The 19746-nt window shown below is 53.6% G+C and carries 21 protein-coding genes and 1 riboswitch; of the genes, 17 read left to right on the top strand and 4 right to left on the bottom strand.

Translation table 11 applies throughout. From position 1 onward, the window contains the following. The first annotated feature begins 63 nt into the window (after positions 1 to 63). The 8 genes from metK to MUB23_RS04735 all read left to right on the top strand — a co-directional run bounded on the left by metK (position 64) and on the right by MUB23_RS04735 (position 8225). Positions 64 to 1257 carry a methionine adenosyltransferase gene (metK, locus tag MUB23_RS04770; protein WP_244799202.1) on the top strand — a complete coding sequence of 398 codons (1194 nt, stop codon included), beginning with the start codon at positions 64 to 66 and terminating at the stop codon, positions 1255 to 1257. 82 nt (positions 1258 to 1339) lie between these two features. Next, positions 1340 to 2275, top strand: a complete 936-nt coding sequence (locus MUB23_RS04765; protein WP_244799201.1) for an ROK family glucokinase — start codon at positions 1340 to 1342, stop codon at positions 2273 to 2275. Between the two features lie 72 nt (positions 2276 to 2347). Next, positions 2348 to 2611 (top strand): hypothetical protein, encoded by a 264-nt coding sequence (locus tag MUB23_RS04760; RefSeq protein WP_244799200.1) that lies wholly within the window; start codon positions 2348 to 2350, stop codon positions 2609 to 2611. Between the two features lie 184 nt (positions 2612 to 2795). After that, positions 2796 to 3296: a QueT transporter family protein gene (locus MUB23_RS04755; RefSeq protein WP_244799199.1), complete on the top strand. Its 501-nt coding sequence runs from the start codon at positions 2796 to 2798 to the stop codon at positions 3294 to 3296. A gap of 17 nt (positions 3297 to 3313) precedes the next feature. Continuing rightward, positions 3314 to 4693, top strand: coding sequence for a UDP-N-acetylmuramate--L-alanine ligase (gene murC / locus MUB23_RS04750; protein ID WP_244799198.1), 1380 nt, complete (start codon positions 3314 to 3316; stop codon positions 4691 to 4693). 239 nt (positions 4694 to 4932) lie between these two features. After that, complete coding sequence (locus MUB23_RS04745) at positions 4933 to 6015, top strand: DnaD domain protein (RefSeq protein WP_244799676.1); 1083 nt, start codon at positions 4933 to 4935, stop codon at positions 6013 to 6015. Beyond that, positions 5990 to 7018: an ATP-binding protein gene (locus tag MUB23_RS04740; RefSeq protein ID WP_244799197.1), complete on the top strand. Its 1029-nt coding sequence runs from the start codon at positions 5990 to 5992 to the stop codon at positions 7016 to 7018. The genes MUB23_RS04745 and MUB23_RS04740 overlap by 26 nt, the downstream gene beginning before the upstream one ends. 19 nt (positions 7019 to 7037) lie before the next feature. Next, on the top strand, positions 7038 to 8225 hold the full coding sequence (locus MUB23_RS04735; RefSeq protein ID WP_442874107.1) for a ribose-phosphate pyrophosphokinase: 1188 nt from the start codon (positions 7038 to 7040) through the stop codon (positions 8223 to 8225). A gap of 199 nt (positions 8226 to 8424) precedes the next feature. Here the strand turns inward: MUB23_RS04735 and MUB23_RS04730 are convergent, their stop codons facing one another. The 3 genes from MUB23_RS04730 to MUB23_RS04720 all read right to left on the bottom strand — a co-directional run bounded on the left by MUB23_RS04730 (position 8425) and on the right by MUB23_RS04720 (position 11532). Further along, complete coding sequence (locus MUB23_RS04730) at positions 8425 to 9417, bottom strand: TIGR01212 family radical SAM protein (RefSeq protein ID WP_244799195.1); 993 nt, start codon at positions 9415 to 9417, stop codon at positions 8425 to 8427. A gap of 100 nt (positions 9418 to 9517) precedes the next feature. Beyond that, positions 9518 to 10126 carry a cytidylate kinase-like family protein gene (locus MUB23_RS04725; protein WP_244799194.1) on the bottom strand — a complete coding sequence of 203 codons (609 nt, stop codon included), beginning with the start codon at positions 10124 to 10126 and terminating at the stop codon, positions 9518 to 9520. Next, the gene (locus tag MUB23_RS04720; protein ID WP_244799193.1) at positions 10123 to 11532 is read right to left on the bottom strand and encodes an MATE family efflux transporter; all 1410 of its coding nucleotides are present in this window, start codon (positions 11530 to 11532) and stop codon (positions 10123 to 10125) included. The genes MUB23_RS04725 and MUB23_RS04720 overlap by 4 nt, the downstream gene beginning before the upstream one ends. Positions 11533 to 12035: 503 nt before the next feature. Beyond that, a riboswitch (TPP riboswitch) is annotated at positions 12036 to 12142 on the top strand. A 199-nt stretch (positions 12143 to 12341) separates the two neighbouring features. Here MUB23_RS04720 and thiS point away from each other — a divergent pair. From thiS to rpsR, 7 genes are all read left to right on the top strand, one after another. After that, on the top strand, positions 12342 to 12536 hold the full coding sequence (thiS, locus tag MUB23_RS04715; protein WP_244799192.1) for a sulfur carrier protein ThiS: 195 nt from the start codon (positions 12342 to 12344) through the stop codon (positions 12534 to 12536). Positions 12537 to 12540: 4 nt separating this feature from the next. Next, complete coding sequence (gene thiF, locus MUB23_RS04710; RefSeq protein ID WP_244799191.1) at positions 12541 to 13185, top strand: sulfur carrier protein ThiS adenylyltransferase ThiF; 645 nt, start codon at positions 12541 to 12543, stop codon at positions 13183 to 13185. Positions 13186 to 13252: 67 nt separating this feature from the next. Continuing rightward, positions 13253 to 14047 (top strand): thiazole synthase, encoded by a 795-nt coding sequence (locus MUB23_RS04705; protein ID WP_244799190.1) that lies wholly within the window; start codon positions 13253 to 13255, stop codon positions 14045 to 14047. 3 nt (positions 14048 to 14050) lie between these two features. Next, the gene (thiH, locus tag MUB23_RS04700; protein ID WP_244799189.1) at positions 14051 to 15259 is read left to right on the top strand and encodes a 2-iminoacetate synthase ThiH; all 1209 of its coding nucleotides are present in this window, start codon (positions 14051 to 14053) and stop codon (positions 15257 to 15259) included. 129 nt (positions 15260 to 15388) lie between these two features. Continuing rightward, entirely contained in the window at positions 15389 to 15676 is a 288-nt protein-coding gene (rpsF, locus tag MUB23_RS04695) for a 30S ribosomal protein S6 (protein WP_244799188.1), read from the top strand. A gap of 16 nt (positions 15677 to 15692) precedes the next feature. After that, positions 15693 to 16154, top strand: a complete 462-nt coding sequence (locus tag MUB23_RS04690; RefSeq protein WP_244799187.1) for a single-stranded DNA-binding protein — start codon at positions 15693 to 15695, stop codon at positions 16152 to 16154. Positions 16155 to 16172: 18 nt separating this feature from the next. After that, positions 16173 to 16439, top strand: a complete 267-nt coding sequence (gene rpsR / locus MUB23_RS04685; RefSeq protein ID WP_244799186.1) for a 30S ribosomal protein S18 — start codon at positions 16173 to 16175, stop codon at positions 16437 to 16439. 124 nt (positions 16440 to 16563) lie between these two features. On the opposite strand, the gene MUB23_RS04680 is transcribed toward rpsR, so the two are convergent. Beyond that, positions 16564 to 18120 carry a PucR family transcriptional regulator gene (locus MUB23_RS04680; protein ID WP_244799185.1) on the bottom strand — a complete coding sequence of 519 codons (1557 nt, stop codon included), beginning with the start codon at positions 18118 to 18120 and terminating at the stop codon, positions 16564 to 16566. 218 nt (positions 18121 to 18338) lie between these two features. Between MUB23_RS04680 and MUB23_RS04675 the strand changes: the two genes are divergently transcribed. Both MUB23_RS04675 and MUB23_RS04670 read left to right on the top strand, forming a co-directional pair. Then, positions 18339 to 19052, top strand: a complete 714-nt coding sequence (locus MUB23_RS04675) for a DUF5058 family protein (protein WP_244799184.1) — start codon at positions 18339 to 18341, stop codon at positions 19050 to 19052. Positions 19053 to 19064: 12 nt separating this feature from the next. Continuing rightward, positions 19065 to 19742 carry a hypothetical protein gene (locus MUB23_RS04670; protein WP_244799183.1) on the top strand — a complete coding sequence of 226 codons (678 nt, stop codon included), beginning with the start codon at positions 19065 to 19067 and terminating at the stop codon, positions 19740 to 19742. Positions 19743 to 19746 lie beyond the last annotated feature (4 nt).

Raw genomic sequence — 19746 nt, 5'->3', positions numbered from 1 at the left:
TCAACGAGTCCGCTTTTGCGGGCTCGATTTTTTCTTCCCATTTTATTTTAAGGAGGAGAACCGATGGAGAGAACTTTATTTACATCCGAGTCCGTAACGGAAGGACACCCCGACAAAATGTGCGACCAGATTTCCGATGCCATTCTGGACGCATTGATGGCCCAGGATCCCATGAGCCGCGTGGCCTGTGAGACTTTGACGAACACCGGTTTCGTCGTGGTGATGGGGGAGATCACCACGAAGGCATATGTGGACATCCAGAAGATCGTCCGTGAGACGGTCCTGGATATCGGCTATAACAAGTCGGAATACGGCTTTGACGGCAACACCTGCGGCGTTTTCGTCGCCATTGACGAGCAGTCCCCGGACATTGCCATGGGCGTGGACAAGGCCCTGGAGGTCAAAGAAAACGAGATGAGCGAGGAAGAGATCGGCAACTACGGCGCCGGAGATCAGGGCATGATGTTTGGATTTGCGTCCAATGAGACCGAAGAATACATGCCGTATCCCATCGCCCTGGCCCATAAGCTGGCCCGCCGTCTGACCGAGGTCAGAAAGAACGGGACGCTGCCTTACCTGCGGCCCGATGGAAAGACCCAGGTGACGGTGGAGTACGACGAGGGCGGAAAGCCAGTGGCGCTTGACTGTGTGGTGCTTTCTACCCAGCACGATCCCGACGTAACCCAGGAGCAGATCCACGAAGATATCAAAAAGTATGTCTTTGATCCGATCCTGCCTGCCCATATGGTCAATGAGAAGACCAAATTTTACATCAATCCCACCGGGCGTTTTGTCATCGGCGGACCCCACGGCGACAGCGGCCTGACGGGCCGGAAGATCATTGTGGACACCTACGGCGGCTATGCGAGACACGGCGGCGGCGCTTTCTCCGGGAAGGACTGCACCAAGGTGGACCGTTCTGCGGCCTATGCTGCCCGTTACGTGGCGAAGAATCTGGTGGCCGCGGGTCTGGCGGACAAGTGCGAGGTTCAGCTTTCCTACGCCATCGGCGTGGCGACGCCCACCTCGATCAACATCGACACCTACGGCACCGGCAAGCTGCCGAATTCCCGCCTGGTGGAGATTATCCGGGAAAACTTTGACCTGCGCCCGGCGGCAATCATCAAGACCTTGGATCTGCGCCGTCCGATCTACCGCCAGACGGCAGCTTATGGCCATTTCGGCCGGAATGATCTGGATTTAAGTTGGGAGCGTCTGGATAAGGTGGAAGATCTGAAAAAATATATGAAGCAGTGATCGGAGGTTCCGGTTCCCAGCGACCGGTTTTGCGGGGCGCAGGGAACCGGAATGAGCCGACAGGGGGAGAGGAGGTAGAAGCTTGTATTTTGGAGTGGATATCGGAGGTACGACGGTCAAACTGGGGCGTTTCCAGGGAGAAGGCGTACTGCAGGAAAAATGGGAGCTTCCGACCAGGACGGGAGAGAATGGGAAATATATCTTTGACGACATCGCAGCCTCGATCCTGAATAAAGCGGTTCAGGCCGGCGGTCAGCCCTCCGAGATCAAAGGAGTGGGGATGGGACTGCCCGGTTCCCTGCTGCCGGACGGCCGGATGGAGATTGGAGTAAATATTGGGGTGAAGGATATCTACCCGGCGAAAGAACTGAGCGACCGCCTGGGCCTTCCTTTGGTCTGTTGTGAAAACGACGCCAATGTGGCTGCCCTGGGAGAATCCTGGAAGGGGGGCGGCGCAGGCTTTCGCAGCATGTTTCTGATCACTCTCGGCACAGGAGTCGGAGGCGGCGCGGTCTTCGACGGAAAGATCTTAAAAGGCTCTCACGGAATTGCAGGGGAGATCGGACATCTGACCGTGCGCTTTGATGAGACTGAGGCGTGCAACTGCGGAAACCGCGGCTGCCTGGAACAGTATGCCAGCGCCACCGGAATCGTTCGGGAAGCGAAACGGGAGATGGCAAAAAGTACGATTCCCAGCGTTCTGCGGGAAATTCGAAATTTAACCGCGAAAGATGTATTGGACGCGGCGAAGGAAGGCGATCCGCTGGCTCTCGGCGTGGCGGAGGCGATGGGAGGCTGCCTGGCCTGGGCGATGTCATGCGTCACCCACATCGTGGATCCGGAGGCTTTTGTGATCGGCGGCGGCGTGTCCGCGGCAGGAGAGTTTTTGGTTGGCCTGATCCGGAAGAAATATGAGGAGATGACGAAGATTCTCTCGGAGAAGGCAGAGATCCGTTTGGCTACGCTCGGCAATGAGGCGGGAATTTACGGAGCAGTGCGCCTGGTCCTCGGAAAATAGGAAAAACCTTGCCAAATCGTCATTTTCGTTGTAAAATATGTACAAGTACGTGGATAAGAGAGGTAGCCTCTGATGAGCAAAGAAAAAGTGGATTCCTACAAAGAGAATAAATATAACCGTAAGCAAGAAAAAGAGCGGGAGCGTCTGAAAGAAAAGCGTGAACTGTTTCTTTGGAAGGTAGGCGGCGTTGTGTTTGCCGTGGCTGTTGTGGTTGCGATTGCCATGACGGGGATCAATCAGTATAAGGCCTATCAGGCCAGCCGTCCGGACTATAACCGGACCGAGATGGTAGTCAGCGATATGGCCGGTGTTCTAAACGAGGACACGGAAGAATAGAATAGAATTTACCAGGATTGTGGAGCAATCGTGGGCCTGTACCGGGAAAACATTCACTGTCATTCCGAACCGAAAGGAGAGGAATGACAGATTTTATGTGATTTCTTGATTCCTTTCGGGAATTTAGAATAGACGTCAGTTCGAGACCTTCCTGACGGAAAACAAAACTAAAGGAGAATGAACAATGAAAAAAGAACAAACTGTCCGCAACATGACGACGGCGGCGATGATCGCGGCGCTCTACACCGCGCTGACCCTGCTGTTTGCGCCGATTGCCTTTGGCCCGATCCAGTGCCGGATCTCGGAAGCCCTGGTGATTCTGCCGTATTTTACACCGGCGGCGATTCCAGGAGTGACGATCGGCTGCTTCCTTGGGAACCTTCTGGGAGGGGGTGTGCCGATGGACGTGATCTTCGGCACCATGGCGAGCCTTCTGGGCGCTCTCGGTTCCTATGCCCTGCGCCGGTACCGTTATTTGGTCTGCGTGCCTCCGATTGTGTCCAACACGCTGATTGTGCCGTGGGTGCTGAAAGCTGCCTATGGAGCTCCGGAACTGCTGCCTTATCTAATGTTTACCGTGGGGATCGGAGAAATTGTAGCCGTGGGAATCCTGGGGACGGTTTTATTATTGGTATTGGAGAAATACCCGGTTATCTTCCGGGCGCAGCGGCAAGTTTACAAATAACGATAGGAAGTGGCGGCATGTATCAGATTGATTTTAATAAACCCATATGGATTCATTTCATCGGCATCGGCGGCATCAGCATGAGCGGCCTGGCGGAGGTGCTTTTAGGGCGCGGCTTCCAGGTGTCCGGCTCTGATTCCAGAAAGTCCGATCTGACGGAAAAGCTGAAAGCGGACGGGGCCAGAATTTTCTATGGGCAGCGCGCCGCCAATATTGTGGACGGCATCGACGCGGTGGTCTATACTGCGGCCGTGCACGAGGACAATGAGGAATTTCAGGCCGTCCGGAATAAGGGGCTCCCTCTTTTGACCCGCGCAGAGCTTCTGGGTCAGATGATGAGAAATTATCCGACGGCTGTTGCGATCGCCGGGACCCACGGGAAGACCACGACAACCTCGATGGTCACGGAGGTTCTGCTTTCCGCCGGCTGTGATCCCACCATCTCGGTGGGGGGGATGCTGGACAGCATCGGAGGCAATATCCGAGTGGGAAAATCCGGCCTTTTTGTGACCGAAGCCTGTGAGTATACCAACAGCTTTCTCTCTTTCTTTCCGACCGTCGGCGTGATCTTAAATATCTGCGAAGATCATCTGGACTTTTTCAAGGATATTGCGGATATCCGGCGGTCCTTCCGTTTGTTTGCGGAGCGGATTCCGGAAGGCGGCCTTCTGATTATTGACAGCGGTATTCCGGATTATCAGGAGATCACGGCGGGGCTGTCCTGCCGGGTCCGGTCGGTCGGAACCAGGCCGGAAGACGATTTCTGCGCCAGGGATATCACCTATGACTGCCATGCGAACCCTTCGTTCCTCCTGAAGGAAAAAGGCGGGGAGGAGCTGGCGGCCTCTCTTTCGGTACCCGGCGAACACAATGTCTGGAATGCTTTAGCCGCGGCTGCGGTGGGCAGGGAGGTTGGTTTGTCCCTCGCAGAAATCCGGGACGGTCTCCAGAATTTTACCGGCACTCACCGGCGTTTTGAGCTGAAGGGGAACCTGGGCGGCATTACGATCGTGGATGACTATGCCCATCACCCGGATGAAATCCGGGCTACGCTCCTGGCGGCAAAAAAATGTGAGGCGGACCGGATCGTCTGTGTATTCCAGCCCCACACGTACACGCGCACCAAGGCTTTGATGGAGGAGTTCGCGGACGCTTTATCTCTGGCGGACTCGGTGGTCCTGGCGGAGATCTATCCGGCCAGGGAGACTGACAACCTGGGAATTTCATCCAAGAACCTGGCGGAACGGCTTTCGGCCAGGGGGACCGAGGTCCATTATTTCCCTTCTTTTGACGAGATCGAAAATTTTTTATTGGAAAATTCTGTGAACGGTGACTTGTTGATAACTATGGGTGCCGGAGATATCGTAATTGTTGGGGAAAAGCTGTTGGGACAGTAGTTATCCACATTATCCACAATTTTATCAACAAATGAAGTGGTTGACAAAATTGTGGATTTTTTGTCGGAAAATGGCACTTATCCACACAATCCACAATATCCACAATCCCCGGAACCCGCGGTTTTACTGGGGTTTTCGAGAAATTGGCTATTTCCAATCCGAAGGGTTTGTGCTATAATGTGAACACTTGGCTACGAGGATTGTTTGAGGGCGTGTACGAGGAAGCGGGGGAATTGGCAGTGGTGTTATTAAAGAGCAGGCGGTGGGAGCAGACAGCGGTTTCCAACGCTTTTATTGACGGGTATATGGCGGATGCCAATGGCGAGTTTGTCAAAGTCTATTTGTATCTGCTGCGTCTTTTAGCAGATGAGGACAAAGAGTTTTCCGTGTCCTTTCTGGCCGATAAGCTGAACAACACGGAAAAAGACGTGGTGAGAGCGCTGTGCTATTGGGAAAAGCTGAATCTTTTGCAGTTAGAGTATGGGCCCGGCGGAAAGCTGTCCCGTGTCGCCGTGTTGGATGTGCCGGCACCCCAGATCGAGGACGGGCCGGAGGAAGCGCCCAAGGCCGAACCAATGCCCGAACATCCGGTTGCAGTGGAAACCGCGGCGGCTGCGCCGGCGGAGGAACCGGAACGGCGCGTGTCCTGTTCTCTGGATTTTCTGGAGCGGATTCAGGAAGACGATGATTTTCAGGCTGTGATCTTTGCCGCCGAGCGGTATCTGGGCCGGACGATGTCCGTCAAGGATGTGGAACTGTTCGGCTATATGAAGGAGACCTTGCAGTTTCCGGATGATCTGATCGAATATCTGGTGGAATACTGTGTGGACGGCGGACACCGAAGCTGCCGCTACATGGAAAGCGTGGCTTTGGGCTGGCACAGCGAAGGCATCCTGACCCTGCAGCAGGCGAAGGAAGCAAACCGGGCCTTCAAGAAGGAAAATAAGGCGGTGATGAAGGCATTTGGCATTACGGGTCGGATGCTGGCCCCGGAGGAGCGAAAGTACCTGAATACCTGGCTTCGGGAAGACCGGATGCCGCTGTCCGTCGTGGTGGAGGCCTGCAACCGGACCATGAAAGCGATCCACTCCCCCAGCTTCGAATACACGGACAAAATTGTGAAAGCCTGGAAGACGGCGGGGATCACGACTGCGGAGGCCGCGAAGGCTTACTATGAAAAGCAGAAAGCAGAGAGAAAGAAACCGGAGAAGACCGCAGCGCCGAACCGGTTCCACAATTTCAATCAGAGAAACACGGACTACGACGCTCTGCTGATGCAGGAGGAAAAAGAACTCTATGGGGCTGACAAATCCACAGTATGACAGGATCCGGCGGGAGTATGATAAAAAACAACTGGAGAACCGCACGGCTCAGGAAGCGCACATCCGGGAAGCTTACTCCAGGCTCCCCAGGCTTCGGGAGATGGAGGAGACCACGGCTGATTTATCCTATCAGCGGGCGGAGCGCCTGCTGGCCGGGGATACCAAGGCCGCGGACAAGCTGGCCAGACAGCTTCAGGAACTCCGGGAGGGAAAGCAGGTGCTTCTGGCTTCGGCCGGATATCCACCGGATTACCTGGAGATGCCGTGTCATTGTCCGCTGTGCCGGGACACCGGCTATGTAAACGGGAAAAAATGCCGGTGCTTTGAGCAGGCGATTGTGGACATGCTGTTTTCCCAGCATCCGATCCATGAAAAACTGGAACGGGAGAATTTTTCCACATTCTCCCTGGAATACTATGACAGGGAAGCTCCTTCCGGCGGGGAGAGTCCCTATGAGCACATGCAGCAGGTGCTCTTGCAGAGCAGGCGGTTCGTCGATACCTTTGAGCCGGGGAAAGAAAATCTGCTGCTCATGGGGAGCGCCGGTACGGGAAAGACTTTTCTATCCAACTGCATCGCCGACGCCCTGATGAAAAAGGGAATCTCTGTGATATACCTGTCGGCCAACCAGCTTTTTGAGGCGCTGGCGGACCACGCCTATTCCAGAGAGGAAGCCGGTCAGGAAGAATATTATCACTGGGTGCTGGACAGCGATCTGCTGATCGTGGACGATCTCGGCACGGAGCTGAACAACTCACTGGTCAGCTCGGAATTATTTTTCTGCCTGAACGAGCGGGAACTTCGCCGGAGATCTACGATGATTTCTACCAATTTGACGATGAACCAAATCCGGGCCAGCTACTCGGAACGCGTGGCGTCCCGTCTGATGGAGAATTACCGGCTGCTGCGCCTGTATAATTCGGACATCCGTCTGAAAAAAAGGGAAGAGCGGCTGGGTTTAGCTGCGAATACAAAGGACAGAAACGATGATGGAGGAAGATGACAAAATGAGCGAGATCAAAATGGCTGCCGAAAACGATGAATTTTCCCATACGCTGCCGGTCGGCCCTTTGGGGTTGGTGGCACTTCCCGGCTGCGAAGAGCTGGCGGAGCGGGTGGACGCCTATCTGGCGATGTGGAGAAAAGGACGGGAACAGGATTTCAACGGTTATAAGAAAGACTCTTATATGATTGAAAACAGCCTGCCGCGGTTTGGCTCCGGCGAGGCCAAGGGCGTGCTGAACGCCAGCGTCCGCGGCGACGATCTGTATATCCTGGTGGATATCTGCAATTACAGTCTGACTTACCCGATGTACGGGAAGGAAAATCCGATGTCGCCGGATGATCATTTTCAGAATTTAAAGCGCATCATTGCTGCGGTCGGCGGTAAGGCCAAGAGAATTACTGTGATTATGCCGTTTCTCTATGAAAGCCGTCAGCACAAACGGTCCGGCCGGGAATCCCTGGACTGCGCGCTGGCCCTGCAGGAGCTGGTTTCCATGGGGGTTAGCTGTATTTTGACCTTTGACGCCCATGATCCCCGTGTACAAAACGCCATCCCGCTCAGCGGTTTTGAGACGATTGTACCGACCTATCAGTTTATCAAGGCTCTTCTGCGCACGGAAAAAGATTTGCAGCTGGATTCTCAGCATATGATGATCATCAGCCCGGACGAGGGCGCGGTCGGGCGCGCTATTTACTTCTCGACGATGCTGGGCGGCCTGGACGTCGGTATGTTCTATAAGAGAAGAGATTATACCCGTGTGGTAAACGGAAAGAATCCGATTGTGGCTCATGAATTTTTGGGCTCTTCGGTGGCAGGGAAGGATGTGGTGATTGTCGATGATATGATCGCATCCGGCGAGAGCGTGATCGACGTTGCCAAGCAGCTGAAAGCCAGAAACGCCAGGAAGGTGTTTGTCTGCGCCAGCTTTGGCCTGTTTACGGCGGGGATGGAGATTTTCGATCAGGCGGTGAACGACGGACTGATCAATAAGATCCTGACCACCAACGCGATTTACCAGTCTCCGGAAACCTTGGCGAGACCTTACTATGTCAGCGTTGACCTGAGCAAATATATTGCCCTGTTGATCGATACGATGAACCACGATATGTCTTTGGAGCCCTTGTTAAATCCGGTGGATAAGATCCAGACCCGTCTGGCAAAGTATAAAGAAAAACAGGAAGCAAAGAAAAACGAAATGCGATAAATGCGGAACCGTCGGAAAAGACGCAGTTTCACATAGCCATAGATTGAGGGAGAAATTAAAAAAGAGTGCTGGGAAAGAACGAAGGTTCCTTTTTCAGCATTCTTTTTTTGCCCGTTGGCTGTCTCGATGTAGGAAGGAAGCGTTTACAATTTCCGCCATATGGTTTCTCCCTGCTTTTCTTCCTGAAAGCCGCAGCGTTTTAGGATCCGCTGGGAGGCAGACCCGTCTTTATCCGTTTCGGCAATGATATGAGGACCGTTTCTTTAGGGGCCGGATAAAGCTCCCCTTGCCGGAGGCCGGAATCACGGAAATAGCGGTTGACCGCATTTAAGACTTTCTTCTTGTCGGCGCTCCAAGCCGGGGCAAGCAGCAGTCGTTTTGGCCCGTCTCCGGTCAGGCGGTGGACCACTGTGGAGGGGGAGAGGCGTTTCAGGCATCCGGCCAGAAGCGGGAGATATTCTTCCAGCGGCAGGACCGTCAGGCGCCCTGCCCGGTAAAGTTCCGCCAGATCCGTGCCTTCCAGCACATGGAGCAGCTGGAGCTTGACGCCGTCGATCGGAGCGCAGGGACCGGATTTCGACAGATACCGGATCGTCTCATAGATTTCCTGCGGCCCCTCTCCGGGAAGGCCTAAAATCACATGGGCGATCACCGGGATGCGGAGGGCGTGAAGGGAGCTCCAAGCTTCGCTGAAACAAGAGAGCGGGTAGCCGCGGCGGATCAGGCGGGCCGTGTCCTCATGGACGGTCTGGAGCCCCAGTTCCACCCAGACCGGTTTTCGGGCGCGAAGTCGCGCCAGAAGAGAGAGCACCTCCGGCGGCAGGCAGTCCGGCCGCGTGGCAATGGAGAGCGCCGCCACCTCCGGCCGGGAGATGGCCTCCGTAAAAATCTGTTCTAAATATTCCACGGGACCATAGGTGTTGGTATAAGCCTGAAAATAAGCGATGTAGCGGCCGCCGGAAAACTTTCTGGAAACCCGTTCCTTTGCCGCGTCGATCTGTTCTCCGATGGGGAGAAAGGCGGGAGCGGCAAAGTCTCCGGATCCTCCGGCGCTGCAAAAAATGCAGCCCCTAGTGTCCAGCGTCCCGTCCCGGTTCGGGCAGCAGAGCCCGGCGTTTAGGGAGAGTTTATATAACTTTTCGCCGAACTGTTCCCGGCAGTAATCGTTGAGAGAATAAAAATGATTTTCCATAGGAGGAGTATAACACAAAAATCCGGCGGATAACAGGCGATTTCCTGTTTCCCGCCGGTCTTTCTTTTTCCTCCTCAAGTCAGCCTGACGGGCTTATCCTTCAGCGGCCGTCGGGGAGGCCGTGTTGATACAGTTGAGTCAGGAGACCGACGCAGGTTTCGATGCCGAGGATTCCGCTGTCCAGCGCAATGTGGTAATTCTGGGCTTGCCCCCACTGCATGTCGGTGTAAAATTGATAGTAGGCTGCCCGGCGTTTGTCCTTATCCATGAGCCGTTTTTCCGTCGGGACATCCGTTTCCCCGTAGATTTTGACCACACGCTCCATCCGTTTCTGCGGTTGGGCGTGGATAAATACAGTGAGACAGTCAGTGGTATCCTTTAAGATAAAATCCGCACAGCGGCCGACAATTACACAGGACCCTTTCCCGGCTAAATCCAGAATCAACTGTTTTTGGATGATCCAGAGGTAATCCTGATTGGAGATTCCGGAGAGGGAACGGCTGGAAAAGGCATTGGCCCAAAAGCCGCCGTAGTTGGCGTACTCGCTTTGTTCCTTCACATAGTCTTTAACAAATTCGCTCTCTTCGGAAAGCTTTTCCAGGATTTCCTGGTCATAGCAGGGGATTCCCAGCTTCTCCGCGGTTTGCTTTCCGACCGTGCGTCCTCCGCTGCCGAATTCTCTGCTGATGGTGATAATGCGGTTTTTCATGTGGCGAGCTCCTTTCTTTCGGATAAAGCGCGGTAAGTACTTCGTATTACGAGGAGTGATAGAACAAAGGTCAGGATATCGGATACCGGCATGGAATACAGGACACCGTCCAACTGCCAAAACAGCGGAAGCAAGAGGGCAAAGCCTACGCCGAAAACCACCTCACGGATCATGGACAAAAGGGTCGAGGCAAGGGCCTTCCCCAGGGATTGCAGATAAATGAATGTAGCTTTGTTGACACAGGCAAAAATCATCATGCAAAGATAGATGCGAAAAGCCCGGACGGCAAAATTCGTGTAGTGGACGCTTTCGTTGGCAGCGCCGAAAATCGCGATCAGCTGGCGGGGGAAACACTCCACAATGATCAGGGCGATTGCCCCGACGGCGGCTTCGGAGATCAAGAGGAGCGTAAACAGGCTTTTGGCCCGATCCTTCCGCCCAGCGCCGATGTTGTAGCCGACGATCGGGATGCAGCCCGCCGCCATGCCGACGGCGATGGAAATCACGATTTGGAAAAATTTCATCACGATTCCGACAACGGCCATGGGGATCTGGGCATACTGTTCCTGGCCAAATACCGCATCCACCGCGCCATATTTTCGGATCATATTATTGATAGCGGCCATGGCTGCCACAAGAGAGATCTGGGACAGGAAACTGCACACGCCAAGGGGCAGAAACTTTTTCATCAGCCTGCTGCTGAGCCGGAAGCTTTGGCGGCTCAGATTCACCGCTTTCATATGGCAGAGGTACCAGACGGCGAGGACTGCGGTCAAGACCTGGCCGAGCACGGTGGCGACGGCGGCGCCCATCATTCCCCATTGAAAAACAAAGATAAAAATTGGGTCCAAAATGATGTTGACCATAGCCCCGGCCAGCGTGGAAATCATGGCAAATTTAGGGCTGCCGTCCGAGCGGATGATGGGATTTAAAGCCTGCCCAAACATGTAAAAAGGAATACCGAGCGAGATGTAGATAAAATATTCTTTCGAGTGGCGGAAGGTTTCTTCGTTGACCTGACCGCCGAACATGGACAGGATCGGATCCTGAAAGATCAGATAGAGGGCGGTCAGAATCAGGCTGCCGGCAATACACAAAATTACCGCGTTGCCGATGCTGCGGTGCGCGTTCTCTTTTTCATCGGCACCAAGGCTGATGCTGACAAAAGCGCAGCAGCCGTCGCCGATCATGACGGCGATGGCGAGAGCCACGACGGTTAAGGGAAATACTACGGTGTTGGCCGCATTGCCGTAAGAGCCCAGATAATCTGCGTTGGCAATAAAAATCTGGTCCACAATGTTGTAAAGCGCGGCCACGAGAAGCGAAATAATGCAGGGGACTGCGTATTTTCGCATGAGTACGCCTATTTTTTCTGTCTCCAGAAAGGCGTTGGATCTTTGATCCATGGGATGATGCCTCCTTTCTTGCTAAAGGGCTTCGCTTTTTGCCCGGAGCTGGTGAAGCAATGGGGCAAAAGCGGAGGGTTTCTGTTTATAGATATACTTCTCTACAAAACAAAGAAATAGCGTGTAGTCAAAAGAGCTGGATTTACGCTTTTTGGCTACACGCTTGGTCTTTCAGCCGTTTTTCGGTTGTTGTCCGCCATATGGCCTGGCCTGGCTTGGCTTGCTCCATCCATTCACCTCCCTTCCGCAATCACGGGAACCAGCGTCCCGGCACAAATAAAACAGCGAGTGGCAAACAACTGGATTTACGCAGGTTTGCTACTCGCTGTATATTTATTTTATCAAAAATCAGAAAAAATGCAAGAGCCGGAATGAATTTTTCTTGGCGCACATAATTGTTTGCATTATAATATTGCCGTTCTATTTGGCACGGGGAAAGGAAACTTTCCTGCACAAGCCGCAGAGGATTGACAAACCCGCCTTCTTGTACTATACTGAACCTGTTAATTGAATAGGGGAGCTTATAGATAGGCTGAGAGGAAGTTGAGAACTTCGACCCATATACCTGATTTGGATAATGCCAACGTAGGGACGAACGCAAAGGACAGCGGGAGATGCTCATGGCATTTCCCGTTTTTTGCGATTGGGTAGAAAAAGGATGAGAGTGAGCCAGAGGTTCACGAAGGGGTACACCACCGCGGGTGTATTCTTTCGTGAACCTTTTTTGGTGATCTCTATGTTTCGCCGGGGCAGGCCCTGCGCAGAGCGAAATTTTTTCAGGAACCGATAATAGAAAGGAGGAATTGCTGATGATCACTGTAAACGGAAGTCCAGCGGAAGGCGCCGGGCGGCTGCTCCTTGATTTTCTCCGGGAGAACGGCTATGATCCGGCCCGGATCGCTGTGGAGCGAAATGGCGCGATTTTGTCCAGGTCCCGTTTTGGGGAGACCTGGTTAGATGAAGGGGACGCGCTGGAAATTGTTCAATTTGTGGGAGGAGGCTGATCGTATGGGGCAGAACCCAATTTCGGAAGAAGAATTTGACGCCGCCCTGTCCCTGCGGCACGGCGCGGAAAACCAAAAAATATTGAAACGGGCCAGAGTGGCGGTCTTCGGCCTCGGCGGTCTGGGAAGCCACACGGCGTTTTTCCTGGCCCGCATGGGTATCGGCTCTCTGCATCTTATTGATTTCGACCGGGTGGAGCTGATCAACTTGAACCGCCAGCAATATCTGCTGAGCCATGTGGGGCAATACAAAACCGAGGCGCTGGCGGCGCAGCTTTGGGAGATCAATCCCTATCTGAACCTGAGCCTCGACACCGTTCGGGTGACTCCGGAGAATGCCCCTGCTCTGGCGGCGAACTCGGATGTTATCTGCGAAGCCTTTGACGCGCCGGAGGAAAAGGCCATGCTGGTCAACGCCGTGTGGGAATCTGCCCCGGAAAAGCGGATCATTGCCTCCTCCGGCATGGCAGGGTTTGAGAGCGGAAACACCGTGATCACCAGAAAAATATCCAGCCATTTCTACCTGTGCGGCGACGGAGTCTCCGAGGGACATCGCGGAAACGGCCTAACCGCCGCCAGGGTCGCCATCTGCGCCGGACAGCAGGCTCTGATGGCAGCGCGCCTGATTTTAGGCAGGGAAGAGCCGTAAGAGGCATCCGGCGGAAACATTGCACCGGACATATAAAAAAGAAAGAAAAGAAGAAAGAAGGATTCCAATGAAGACAAGAGAAACAGACAAACTCATTCTTGGAGGACGCGAGTTCACCTCCCGTTTTATCCTGGGTTCCGGGAAGTATTCCCTGGAACTGATCAAAGCCGCCGTGGAGCAGGCCGGGGCGCAGATCATCACATTGGCGTTACGCCGGGCAAATCCGGGCGGCGCGGCCAACATCCTCGACTATATCCCGGAAGGGGTGACCCTGCTCCCCAACACCTCCGGAGCCAGGAACGCCGGGGAGGCTGTGCGGATCGCCCGCCTTGCCAGGGAGGTGGGCTGCGGGGACTTCGTCAAGCTGGAGATTATCCGGGATTCCAAATATCTGTTGCCGGATAACGCTGAGACCATCCGCGCCACCGAGATTTTGGCAAAGGAAGGCTTTCTCGTGATGCCTTATATGTACCCAGATCTTAATGCGGCCAGGGATCTGGCAGACGCCGGCGCCGTGTCGGTCATGCCTCTCGGCGCGCCGATCGGCTCCAACAAAGGACTCTGCACCAGAGAATTCATCCGGATTTTGATCGATGAGATCGATTTGCCGGTCATTGTGGACGCCGGAATCGGACGGCCTTCCCAGGCCTGTGAGGCCATGGAGATGGGAGCCGCCGCTGTGATGGCCAACACGGCTATCGCCACGGCAAGCCGGATTCCTCAGATGGCGGAGGCGTTTGGGAAAGCAATCGAGGCCGGGCGCAGCGCCTATCTGGCCGGGCTGGGCCGCGTTTTGGATCAGGGTGCGTCCCCTTCCTCCCCGCTGACCGGCTTCTTGCAGGACGCGGAAGGGAGGGAGTAAGGCGTGCAGCAGATCAATGAAAGTATTTTGAATGATGAGATCCGGGAACACTTAAAAGAAAACCGGATCAGCCATATGGAGTACCTGCCGGGGATGGAGAGGATTTCCTCCGATCTTTTGGAACAGGTAACTTCCCGCATGGACGCCTATGATCCCGCCCGGTATACCGCCGGGGATGTGCGCCGGGCCTTAGCTCAGGAAAATCGCACGCCGGAGGATTTCGCCGCGCTGCTCTCGCCCGCCGCCGCCCCTTTTCTGGAGGAGATGGCACGTAAGGCAAAGGAGGAGACGAGAAAGCATTTCGGCAATACCGTTTACCTGTTTACGCCGCTCTATATCGCCAATTACTGTGAAAACTACTGTATTTACTGCGGCTTCAACTGCCACAATAAAATTCGCCGGGCCCGGCTGAACGAGGAGGAGATCGAAAAGGAGATGCGGAAAATCGCCGAAACCGGATTGCAGGAAATCTTGATTTTGACCGGCGAAAGTCCGTCGAAGTCTGATTTGACCTATATCGGAGAGGCCTGCCGGATTGCCCGGCGCTATTTTAAGGTGATCGGGCTGGAGGTATATCCGATGAACACGGAGGATTACCGGTATCTGCACGGCTGCGGGGCCGACTATGTCACGGTGTTTCAAGAAACCTACCATGCCGGCAAGTACGAGACGCTGCATCTGGCCGGGCCAAAGCGGATTTTTCCCTATCGTTTTTACGCCCAGGAACGCGCGCTCCTGGGCGGGATGCGGGGCGTCGGCTTTGCGGCCCTTCTGGGCCTTGCGGATTTTCGGAAAGATGCCTTTGCCACGGGGATCCATGCCTGGCTGCTGCAAAGGAAATTCCCCCAGGCGGAGATCTCGTTTTCCTGCCCCCGCCTTCGCCCCATCATCAACAATGAAAAAATTAACCCGCAGGACGTCCATGAATCCCAGCTTCTCCAGGTGATCACGGCTTACCGGCTTTTCCTGCCCTACGCCGGGATTACGGTGTCCACGAGGGAATGCGCCCGGTTCCGCGATCATGTGATGGGCTTGGCCGCCACCAAGATTTCCGCCGGCGTCAGCACCGGGGTCGGAAGCCACTGCGAGGAGGTGGAGGATAAAGGAGACAGCCAGTTTGAGATCTCCGACGGCCGTACGGTAGCGGAGGTTTGGGAAAGTCTGACCCGGCGGGGGCTTCAGCCGGTGATGAGCGATTATCTCTACGTATAAAGGAAATTTTTGACGATTTCCCGCTTGCTTTCTTGTCTAAAATATGCTAAAATAACAAATCGTGACATATTAGACACATCCTTGCTTCCTGCGAGTCAGGAGGCCAGAGACCACAAGGAGGTAGAAAGCATGAACAAGTACGAATTATCCGTTGTTCTCAGCGCCAAGCTTGAAGACGAGGAGAGAGCAGCAGCCCTGGAGAAGGTGAAGGGCTATGTGACTCGTTTCGGCGGCACGGTAACCAGCGTAGACGAATGGGGTAAGAAGAAATTGGCTTACGAGATTCAGAAGATGAAAGAAGCCTACTATTACTTCATTCATTTTGAGGCTGACGCTGCTTGCCCTGGCGAAGTGGAGAACCACGTTCGTTTGATGGAGCAGGTCATCCGTTATTTATGCGTAAGGGAAGAAGCATAAAGAAAAGGAGTATTGCATGAACAAAGTCATTCTTATGGGAAGATTAACCAGAGACCCGGATATCCGCTACAGCAACGGAAGCAATGGCCAGATGGCGATCGGCCGGTTTAGCCTGGCGGTGGACCGCCGGTTTAAGCGCGCCGGGGATACCGCGGAAGCGGACTTCTTTAACTGCACCGCTTTCGGCAAGCAGGCTGAGTTTGTAGAGCGGTATTTAAAGCAGGGGACGAAGATTCTGATCAGTGGTCGGATCCAAAACGACAACTACACCAACAAAGAAGGACAGAAAGTTTTCAGCGTACAGGTGATTGCGGAGGAGATCGAGTTTGCCGAGAGCAAAAACGCTTCCGCTTCCGCAGGAAATGCCGGTGGATATGCACCGGCCGACCGCCCGGCACCCAGCCCGGCGGCAGCCGTAAATGACGGATTTATGAATATCCCGGACGGCGTGGAAGACGAAGAGCTTCCGTTCAATTAAAATAGGAGGTTTTGAATCATGGCTTATAATAAAGGCGATAAATCGGATAGCCCGATGAAGAGACGCGGCGGCATGCGCAGAAGAAAGAAAGTCTGCGTGTTCTGCGGCGAGGAAAATGCGGTAATCGATTACAAAGATGTGAACAAGCTGAGAAAGTATGTTTCTGAGAGAGGAAAGATCCTTCCCAGAAGAATTACCGGTACCTGCGCAAAGCACCAGAGAGCTCTGACCACGGCTGTAAAGCGCGCCAGACATATCGCTCTGATGCCCTACGTACAGGACTAACCTGAGCTTCGGCAGAAGAATTCAAAAAAGCACCGCACCGAGAAATCGGTGCGGTTTTTTTGCGCAAAGCGGAGAGCACATCGGCGGCCGGTTTCCTGGAAATATTTAGAGAAGGCATACGGTGTTATATTTCTTCCCATATCTCTGGGTATAGTTCCAGGACGGCGAAAGAGAGCCAGAGACGGTGGAGGACCGCGGGGTCTTTTAAATCCAGCCCGGTAAGTTCCTGAAATTTTTCCACCCGGTATACCATGGTATTCCTATGAATGTGGAGTTCTGCGGCGGCGTCGCTGAGGCTCCGGGAATGGACGAAGGTGCGGATCGATTCCGTATAATCCAGATGGTATTTTTTGTCATATCGGATGGCGTCCAGCAGCTGGGGAATACAAAAAACAAGAGGATTTCCGGCTTCTTTTAATCGGCCGGCCACATCGTATACCAGATAGTCTTCATAGGAGAACAGCGTTTCCGGACGTCCCAATTTTAAACCCAACGACAGGGCGGACAACGCCTGACGGCAGCGGTCCGGAAACGCCAGGATCTGGTGAAACGGAAAACTGAGGGCGCCCCTTAGGTTGTAACGCGCCAAGAAAGGAACCAGTTTTTCTAAGATCAGCTGGATTTTCGGCGTATCGAAAAACAGGATCAGCCGTTCCTGGTACAGGAAAGCCTTCATGGAGGGAAACTCCAGGGAAAGGTGGTTTTTGTAGGCCAGGATCGTTCGAATCGGGTTGTCGCTGGGCCCCTGGGGCGTGGACAGCACAATGACCCGGTAATGGCCTTTCAGTTCCCAGGAAAAGCCGGAGGCTCTCTTTTTAAAGCTTTCTTCGGTGTAGGAGTGGGGAGACAGCAGCTCCAGAAGGAGTGACTCGCATTGGCTGGTCAGGGCGAGAGGGTGCTCCTGCTCCAGCAGAAGGGATAGGATTCCCGCCAGAAAATCCATGATTTCCAGATCCCCTTCCTGGAAGGGCTGACGGCACTCGATTGATAAAACCCAGCCAAAATAACGCTGCCGAACCCGAATCGGGGCGATCAGACGCCGGCTTTTTTTCTCTGATTCCAGGAAAAAGGCATGAGACTGATTCTCGATCGTTTTCAAGACATTGGCGTAATCGTATTTGGAAAACAGACTGGCGTTGACGAAGCCAAGATTCAGCAGATTGTCCAGGATTTCATCTCCTTCCCGCGAATCCGTGCGGATGAAGGAATGGGCCAGAAGCCGGGTCGTTGTATCCTGAAGCAGCACCGGGTTCCCCAAAAGATCGGAGACAAGCTGTAAAAATTCCGGGATTTTAACCCGGTCCAGAAGGGCGTGGCTGATCATCAGCTTGGCCTGACCAACCCGGTGGTACAGGTTGATATGGGAGAAAACCAGTTGGAACAGCTGGTCCTGTTTGGTTCCAGCGGCAAAAAGCACATAGTTGTCAGGAAAATCCGACACAAAATAACAAGGCTCCGGTTCTTCGATCAGAAAAAAAAGCGAGGGACAGGAGGAACGTTTCATGGTGGCGTGTTCGCAGTAGGTGGAGAGAAGGGAAATATAAACCGTGCCTTCGTCAAAGGCTTGCGAGGAATCGGACAAAAAGCAGACCTGATAAATGTTGGCATCCTCATTTCGCACGGACCTGCTGCGGATGGGAAGGGCGGATAGCGTTTTTAACAAGTCAGATGTTCTCGGCATAATTCCTCCTCTTGTAGTTAGATATAGATAATACCCCTAATAAATAACAATAACACAGAATAAGGCAAAAATAAATAGGAATAGAAGAAAAGATCGGCCGAAACTTTTGTATAAAAAATACAATGTGTAATAAAAGCCGTTTGATTAAAATAAGATTATGCAGCTGCAAATCTGATGATACCACAGGGCCTGAGAAAGGAAAAGGAGGTAGTTTTGGCATGGATGATTACATTAGCTTGGTAAACAGCGGTATTCTGAACCTCTTTGTTGGAGTCATTCTTTTATTGGTGACGATTGTCTGTATCATTTTTCTGAGAAAAGGGTGGTCGCAGGCGAAAACCCTGGGGGTCACTCAGGCGGAACTAAAAAAGATTGTAGTAAACAGCGTAGGCATCAGCCTCGTTCCCTCTATCCCGATTGTGCTGAGCGTGATGGTGATGGTCCCGGTTCTGGGGGTGGCGCTTCCCTGGCTGCGCACCTCGGTCATCGGCTCCGCCAACAATGAACTGATCGCAGCCACCATGGCGGCGGAGGCGACCGGCGTGGAGTTTTCGGCAAACGGTATGACCATGCCTGCCTGGATCAACGCCGCCTGGGCCATGACCCTGGGGTGTTCCATCGCCCTTCCCATTGTCTTGGTTGTTCTGAAACCGGTCTGCCGTACCTATGATACCTTCCGGCAAAAAGACAGCCGTTGGATTGGAATATTCAGTCTCTGCGCACTGATCACGGTAATCGCGGCTTTCAGCGTCAGCAATGCAATCAAGGGCGCGATGCCGACGATCGTGATTGTCTCCTGCTTTGTGTTTTCGTATATCTGCACCCTGGTGGCCAAGAATCCGAAGCTGAAATGGATGAAAGACTATTCGTTCCCGCTTACCATCCTGTTCGGACTGGTGGTTTCTCTGGTTGTATCGCCGATCATCTCATAAGGAGGAAAAATTATGTCGGATTTTGAAAAATTGATGCACCGTTATGGGCGGATCTACGGTTGGGCGATGCTGCTTGCCATCAGCGCGTTTCCGGTAATGGCATCGATCTATTTTGGAATTTGGCCGGATCTTGCCGTGATTTGGCCCGGCGTTTTGACCATGTGGATTTTGATGGCCTCCTATGTGCTCAGTGAAATGATTGCCTTCCCGCCGATCCTGGGGCCCGGAAGCTTATACCTGACCTATATCACCGGAAATCTGCAAAATCAGAAAATTCCCTGTGCCCTGTCCGCCATGAGTGTGGCTGGGATTGAGACAGGAACGGAGAAGGCCAATGCGGTATCCGTGGTGGCGGTGGCGGTGTCCAGTATCACGACCACGATCATCATTGCCCTGGGCATTCTCCTGATGACCCCGCTGAAGCCGGTTCTGAACTCCGAATTCTTGGCTCCGGCCTTTAACAACGTCGTGCCCGCCATCTTCGGCGCGCTGGCCGGCATGTGGTTCTTAAAAGAAGTAAAAGTTTCGGTGGCCTCGATTCTGATCTGCATTTTAGGGCTGCTGGTTTTAAAAATCGATATGCAGTGGGTCCTGCTGGGCGGAATCGTGCTGACGGTTCTGGTCGCCAGAGGAATGTACCAGGCCGGAATCATTGGGAAAGAAAAAGAAACAGACAAAGAGAAAAAGTAGGCAA

This window comes from Cuneatibacter sp. NSJ-177, from assembly GCF_022867805.1.
In the GTDB taxonomy this organism is placed as follows: domain Bacteria; phylum Bacillota; class Clostridia; order Lachnospirales; family Lachnospiraceae; genus Pseudolachnospira.
This window is presented reverse-complemented; position numbering and strand designations above follow the sequence as displayed.

What these genes read in the sequence shown, in the direction of transcription:
- MUB23_RS04670 (WP_244799183.1), top strand. Translation starts at nt 19,065, where the DNA reads ATGTCGGATTTTGAAAAATTGATGCACCGTTATGGGCGGATCTACGGT.
- metK (WP_244799202.1), top strand. Translation starts at nt 64, where the DNA reads ATGGAGAGAACTTTATTTACATCCGAGTCCGTAACGGAAGGACACCCC.
- murC (WP_244799198.1), top strand. Translation starts at nt 3,314, where the DNA reads ATGTATCAGATTGATTTTAATAAACCCATATGGATTCATTTCATCGGC.
- thiS (WP_244799192.1), top strand. Translation starts at nt 12,342, where the DNA reads ATGATCACTGTAAACGGAAGTCCAGCGGAAGGCGCCGGGCGGCTGCTC.
- MUB23_RS04720 (WP_244799193.1), bottom strand. Translation starts at nt 11,532, where the DNA reads ATGGATCAAAGATCCAACGCCTTTCTGGAGACAGAAAAAATAGGCGTA.
- MUB23_RS04705 (WP_244799190.1), top strand. Translation starts at nt 13,253, where the DNA reads ATGAAGACAAGAGAAACAGACAAACTCATTCTTGGAGGACGCGAGTTC.
- MUB23_RS04730 (WP_244799195.1), bottom strand. Translation starts at nt 9,417, where the DNA reads ATGGAAAATCATTTTTATTCTCTCAACGATTACTGCCGGGAACAGTTC.
- thiF (WP_244799191.1), top strand. Translation starts at nt 12,541, where the DNA reads ATGGGGCAGAACCCAATTTCGGAAGAAGAATTTGACGCCGCCCTGTCC.
- MUB23_RS04690 (WP_244799187.1), top strand. Translation starts at nt 15,693, where the DNA reads ATGAACAAAGTCATTCTTATGGGAAGATTAACCAGAGACCCGGATATC.
- MUB23_RS04735 (WP_442874107.1), top strand. Translation starts at nt 7,038, where the DNA reads ATGGCTGCCGAAAACGATGAATTTTCCCATACGCTGCCGGTCGGCCCT.
- MUB23_RS04725 (WP_244799194.1), bottom strand. Translation starts at nt 10,126, where the DNA reads ATGAAAAACCGCATTATCACCATCAGCAGAGAATTCGGCAGCGGAGGA.
- rpsR (WP_244799186.1), top strand. Translation starts at nt 16,173, where the DNA reads ATGGCTTATAATAAAGGCGATAAATCGGATAGCCCGATGAAGAGACGC.
- MUB23_RS04755 (WP_244799199.1), top strand. Translation starts at nt 2,796, where the DNA reads ATGAAAAAAGAACAAACTGTCCGCAACATGACGACGGCGGCGATGATC.
- MUB23_RS04760 (WP_244799200.1), top strand. Translation starts at nt 2,348, where the DNA reads ATGAGCAAAGAAAAAGTGGATTCCTACAAAGAGAATAAATATAACCGT.
- MUB23_RS04675 (WP_244799184.1), top strand. Translation starts at nt 18,339, where the DNA reads ATGGATGATTACATTAGCTTGGTAAACAGCGGTATTCTGAACCTCTTT.
- rpsF (WP_244799188.1), top strand. Translation starts at nt 15,389, where the DNA reads ATGAACAAGTACGAATTATCCGTTGTTCTCAGCGCCAAGCTTGAAGAC.
- MUB23_RS04680 (WP_244799185.1), bottom strand. Translation starts at nt 18,120, where the DNA reads ATGCCGAGAACATCTGACTTGTTAAAAACGCTATCCGCCCTTCCCATC.
- MUB23_RS04740 (WP_244799197.1), top strand. Translation starts at nt 5,990, where the DNA reads ATGGGGCTGACAAATCCACAGTATGACAGGATCCGGCGGGAGTATGAT.